We start from the raw sequence: 3,856 nt of genomic DNA, 5'->3' as shown, positions 1-3,856 counted from the left end.
TCAAGCCAACCCACTAGCTTCGAAAGAAAAATTTTCAGCCGGTGTTTTTTGTTTTTTCATGGGCTTTTATATTTTCAACGGCATTCAAGCTAGCTACGCTGGTCTTTTTGACACCAAAAAGAAAGAAGCCTGTCCGGCTAGGACAAATAGAACACCCCGTCCTGCGGACACCCCTCCAGAGGCTAATCTTTACACACATTTATTTATGAAAAAATACATTATAATGATATGATTATCAACTATTTACGATTTTTTTCGTATCTTTAATGATGTTAGATCATTGTTATTCAGGTGTTTATAAAGGTTTTTTTATCAGATAATCGTATTGCAGTTAGATTAGAAAATTGTTTGTCAGATTTATTATCTTCGGGAACAGCAGTCATCAATCGGTTAGCTCCAACCCATTCCTTAAAAGCTGCCTTCTATCGCATGCTATCGAACAAGCGATTGGAACATGATTGGCTTTAACGGTCATCAACCAGAAGTGGCTGATCTCTATACTTCTACCGGAAGTTTATACATGGCCACGCTGGGCTTTTTAACCCTGGGTTTACCTGCCGATAATAAATTTTGGACAGATGCACCCGCACCATGGACCAGTTTAAAGGCCTGGAGTGGGGAAACGATAAAAAAGGATTATAAAGTTGAGTATTAATACAAATAATAAGTAAGGTATAAATATATTTGCGGGTAGGATCTGATATCGGTTCAGGTCTTATTGCAAAACTCAATTTTTAACCAATGAACAAATTCGAAAGCCGTTACGCGCAAAGCCCTAAAGAAGTTAAACAAATGGATACCGCAGCTTTGCGGGATAATTTCCTGATCGAAAACGTATTTGAGGCCAACCAGGTAAATCTAACCTTATCTCATTTTGACAGATATATAGTTGGGGGTGCAATGCCTGTTGATCAGAAAATAGCACTTCCAAACCCTGATGATTTAAAAGCGACCTACTTTTTAGAGCGTAGGGAACTGGGTATTATCAATGTTGGTGGAAAAGCAATAATTACTGCTGATGGCGAAAAATACGAATTGGATTATAAAGAGGCTTTATACATTGGTAAAGGTACAAAAGAAGTATTTTTTGAATCTGCCACACCAGGTGAGGCGGCTAAATTATACATCAATTCTGCCCCTGCCCACCACACTTATCCTAACAAAAAAGTAAGCAAAGCTGAAGCAGAGATTGTAGAATTGGGAACGCCTGAAACCGCAAACCATAGAATAATAAATAAGTTATTGGTGAACAGTGTTTTGCCAACCTGCCAATTACAAATGGGTATGACCGAGTTAAAGTCGGGTAGTGTTTGGAATACCATGCCGGCACATACACATGATAGGAGGATGGAAGCTTATTTCTATTTCGAAGTTCCAAAAGGGCAGAGTGTTTGCCATTTTATGGGCCAGCCACAAGAAACCCGACACATCTGGATGCAAAGTGATCAGGCGGTTATTTCGCCAAACTGGTCTATCCACTCAGGCGCAGGTACAAGCAACTATACTTTTATTTGGGGTATGGCTGGCGAGAATTTAGATTATGGTGATATGGATCACTGTGCCATCACCGAATTGAAATAAATTACATCGTCATCGCAACTACATTACCGATTTTTCATCGGTAGCGGAATGGAGCGGTCTTAAATGCATCATAGAATAAAGAACATGTCTAACATATTTAATTTAGCAGGTAAAACTGCATTAGTTACCGGTTGTAAAAGAGGAATAGGAAAAGCAATGGCTTTAGCTTTGGCCGAAGCAGGTGCCGATATTATCGGTGTTTCTGCAAGTCTTGAATTACAAGGTAGCACTATAGAAAAAGAAGTTTTAGCACTGGGTAGAAAGTTTTATGCTTACCAGTGCGATTTTGGTAAACGCGAAAATACCCTGGCTTTTGCAGCTCAGGTAAAAGCAGATCATCCCGTTATCGACATTTTGGTCAATAATGCCGGAACGATTTTACGTCAGCCGATTGCTGAGCATTCGGATGAGTATTGGGATGAGGTAATTGCGGTAAACCAAACTGCACCATTTATTTTAACCCGAGAAATCGGAAGGGAAATGATTGCAAGGGGAAGTGGAAAAGTAATTTTCACGGCATCCTTACTGTCGTTCCAGGGTGGAATTACTGTTCCCGGTTATGCAGCAAGTAAAGGTGCAATTGCGTCTTTAACCAAAGCTTTTGCAAACGAGTGGGCATCAAAAGGCGTAAATGTAAATGCAATTGCACCTGGTTATATTGCAACCGATAATACTTCAGCTTTGCGCGAAGATCAGGATAGAAGCACTTCTATTTTATCGCGTATCCCTGCCGGAAGATGGGGAACACCAGAAGATTTTAAAGGACCTACATTATTTTTGGCATCACCTGCCAGCGATTATGTTCATGGAACAATTTTGACTGTTGATGGCGGTTGGATGGGACGATAGGTTAGTCCTTAGTCCTTAGTCCTTAGTCTGGAGTCTTTAGTCCTTAGTCGATGATTCAAGGGGAATAAACCTCGCAGGTTTTTAAAACCTGCGAGATTTATTTACGCACCTTGGACTCCAAACGCTTAACGCCAAACTTTTTAAAACCTGCGAGGTTTTTATACGCCCAGGGCTAAAGACTGTGGACTTAATACAAGTTGTATATCTCCTTAATATCTTTCAAAATCTTTTCGAAATCGATCTTCAGGTCAATTAAGCGACCGGTGTGGATATCAAATACCCAACCGTGAACGGTTAATCCGCGATTAGAAATAGCTTCCTGAACTGCTGCTGTTTTTAACAGGTTTACACATTGCTCCTGAACATTAAGCTCTACCAATCTGTTATAACGAAGACTTTCATCTTCAATGGCATTCAGTTCGTCTTTATGGATGCGGTATACATCGCGGATGTTTCTTAACCAGGGGTTTAATATGCCCAAATCTGCAGGCTGCATGGCTGCTTTAACGCCTCCACAATTATAATGGCCGCAAACCACAATATGGTTAACTTTTAAATGGCGCACGGCGTAATTTAAAACCGTCATCACACTCAGATCCACGTTGTTTACCAGGTTGGCTACATTCCGGTGAACAAAAGCCTGCCCTGGTTGTATACCCATTAAATCTTCTGCCGTAACGCGACTATCTGAACAGCCGATGTACAAAAACTCAGGGTTTTGGCCTTTCGATAATTCAGTAAAATAATCAGGGTTGATGGCCAGTTTTTCGGCGATCCATTTTTCGTTGTTCTTAAAAACTTCTTCTACATTCATGCTTTTGCTTTAAATAGAATTTTGGGATATGTTGTATTGATAAATTGGCATTTATTGCGCCATAAAACTAAATAAAGATTCTCTCATTTCGGTAAGTTCTTCTTCTTCTCTTTCGTTAGCTTAACTAACAACTTTTTCTGTTAAATGTTTAGTGATTTGAGCGGTATTGTGGAAGGAAACCAGCTATAAATAGTATAAATGTAATAAAGGCTGTGAAAAATAAAAAAGGTTTAAGGCCAGCGGTACTGCTGCCAGGAGTCTTTATGTTTTCAACGGCATTCAAGCTAGCTGTGCTGGTCTTTTTGATGTCAAAAAGAAAGAAGCCTGTCCGGCTAGGACAAATAAAACACCCCGTCCTGCGGACACCCCTCTAAAAGAGGGGAATTATATACCGCCTAAAATTTAAACGTCATTTATATTGATTTTTACAAAATAAATTACCCCTCAGTATGACAAAAATGTTAGATAAGTAAAATAATTGTATCAAATTTAAACAGGCTCTTATATATTTTACATCCTTATCACATGCCCGCAATTTTGCTTATCAGGACAGCTGCCCTAAAATATCTTTTGGCAAGGTTAGAGATGAAAACGGAAGAAAAATAATGTCGG

At 39.5% G+C, this 3,856-nt stretch carries 5 protein-coding genes; 4 read left to right on the top strand and 1 reads right to left on the bottom strand.

Features of this window, described 5'->3' with window-relative positions; all coding sequences use genetic code 11:
- From AW17_RS24735 to AW17_RS23105, 4 genes are all read left to right on the top strand, one after another.
- Window positions 1-232: hypothetical protein (locus AW17_RS24735; protein WP_036670795.1), on the top strand; the 232-nt coding region annotated here is incomplete at its 5' end.
- A gap of 183 nt (window positions 233-415) precedes the next feature.
- On the top strand, window positions 416-655 hold the full coding sequence (locus tag AW17_RS23115) for a DUF2264 domain-containing protein (RefSeq protein WP_083488819.1): 240 nt from the start codon (window positions 416-418) through the stop codon (window positions 653-655).
- An 86-nt stretch (window positions 656-741) separates the two neighbouring features.
- On the top strand, window positions 742-1,581 hold the full coding sequence (gene kduI / locus AW17_RS23110) for a 5-dehydro-4-deoxy-D-glucuronate isomerase (protein WP_029280665.1): 840 nt from the start codon (window positions 742-744) through the stop codon (window positions 1,579-1,581).
- A gap of 84 nt (window positions 1,582-1,665) precedes the next feature.
- Window positions 1,666-2,430 (top strand): SDR family NAD(P)-dependent oxidoreductase, encoded by a 765-nt coding sequence (locus tag AW17_RS23105; protein WP_029280663.1) that lies wholly within the window; start codon window positions 1,666-1,668, stop codon window positions 2,428-2,430.
- A gap of 187 nt (window positions 2,431-2,617) precedes the next feature.
- Here the strand turns inward: AW17_RS23105 and AW17_RS23100 are convergent, their stop codons facing one another.
- Window positions 2,618-3,244, bottom strand: coding sequence for a carbonic anhydrase (locus AW17_RS23100; protein WP_029280661.1), 627 nt, complete (start codon window positions 3,242-3,244; stop codon window positions 2,618-2,620).
- Window positions 3,245-3,856: the final 612 nt, after the last annotated feature.

The sequence above is a fragment of the Pedobacter borealis DSM 19626 genome, from assembly GCF_000708285.2.
GTDB lineage: Bacteria > Bacteroidota > Bacteroidia > Sphingobacteriales > Sphingobacteriaceae > Pedobacter > Pedobacter borealis.
This window is presented reverse-complemented; position numbering and strand designations above follow the sequence as displayed.

What these genes read in the sequence shown, in the direction of transcription:
- AW17_RS23105 (WP_029280663.1), top strand. Translation starts at nt 1,666, where the DNA reads ATGTCTAACATATTTAATTTAGCAGGTAAAACTGCATTAGTTACCGGT.
- AW17_RS23100 (WP_029280661.1), bottom strand. Translation starts at nt 3,244, where the DNA reads ATGAATGTAGAAGAAGTTTTTAAGAACAACGAAAAATGGATCGCCGAA.
- kduI (WP_029280665.1), top strand. Translation starts at nt 742, where the DNA reads ATGAACAAATTCGAAAGCCGTTACGCGCAAAGCCCTAAAGAAGTTAAA.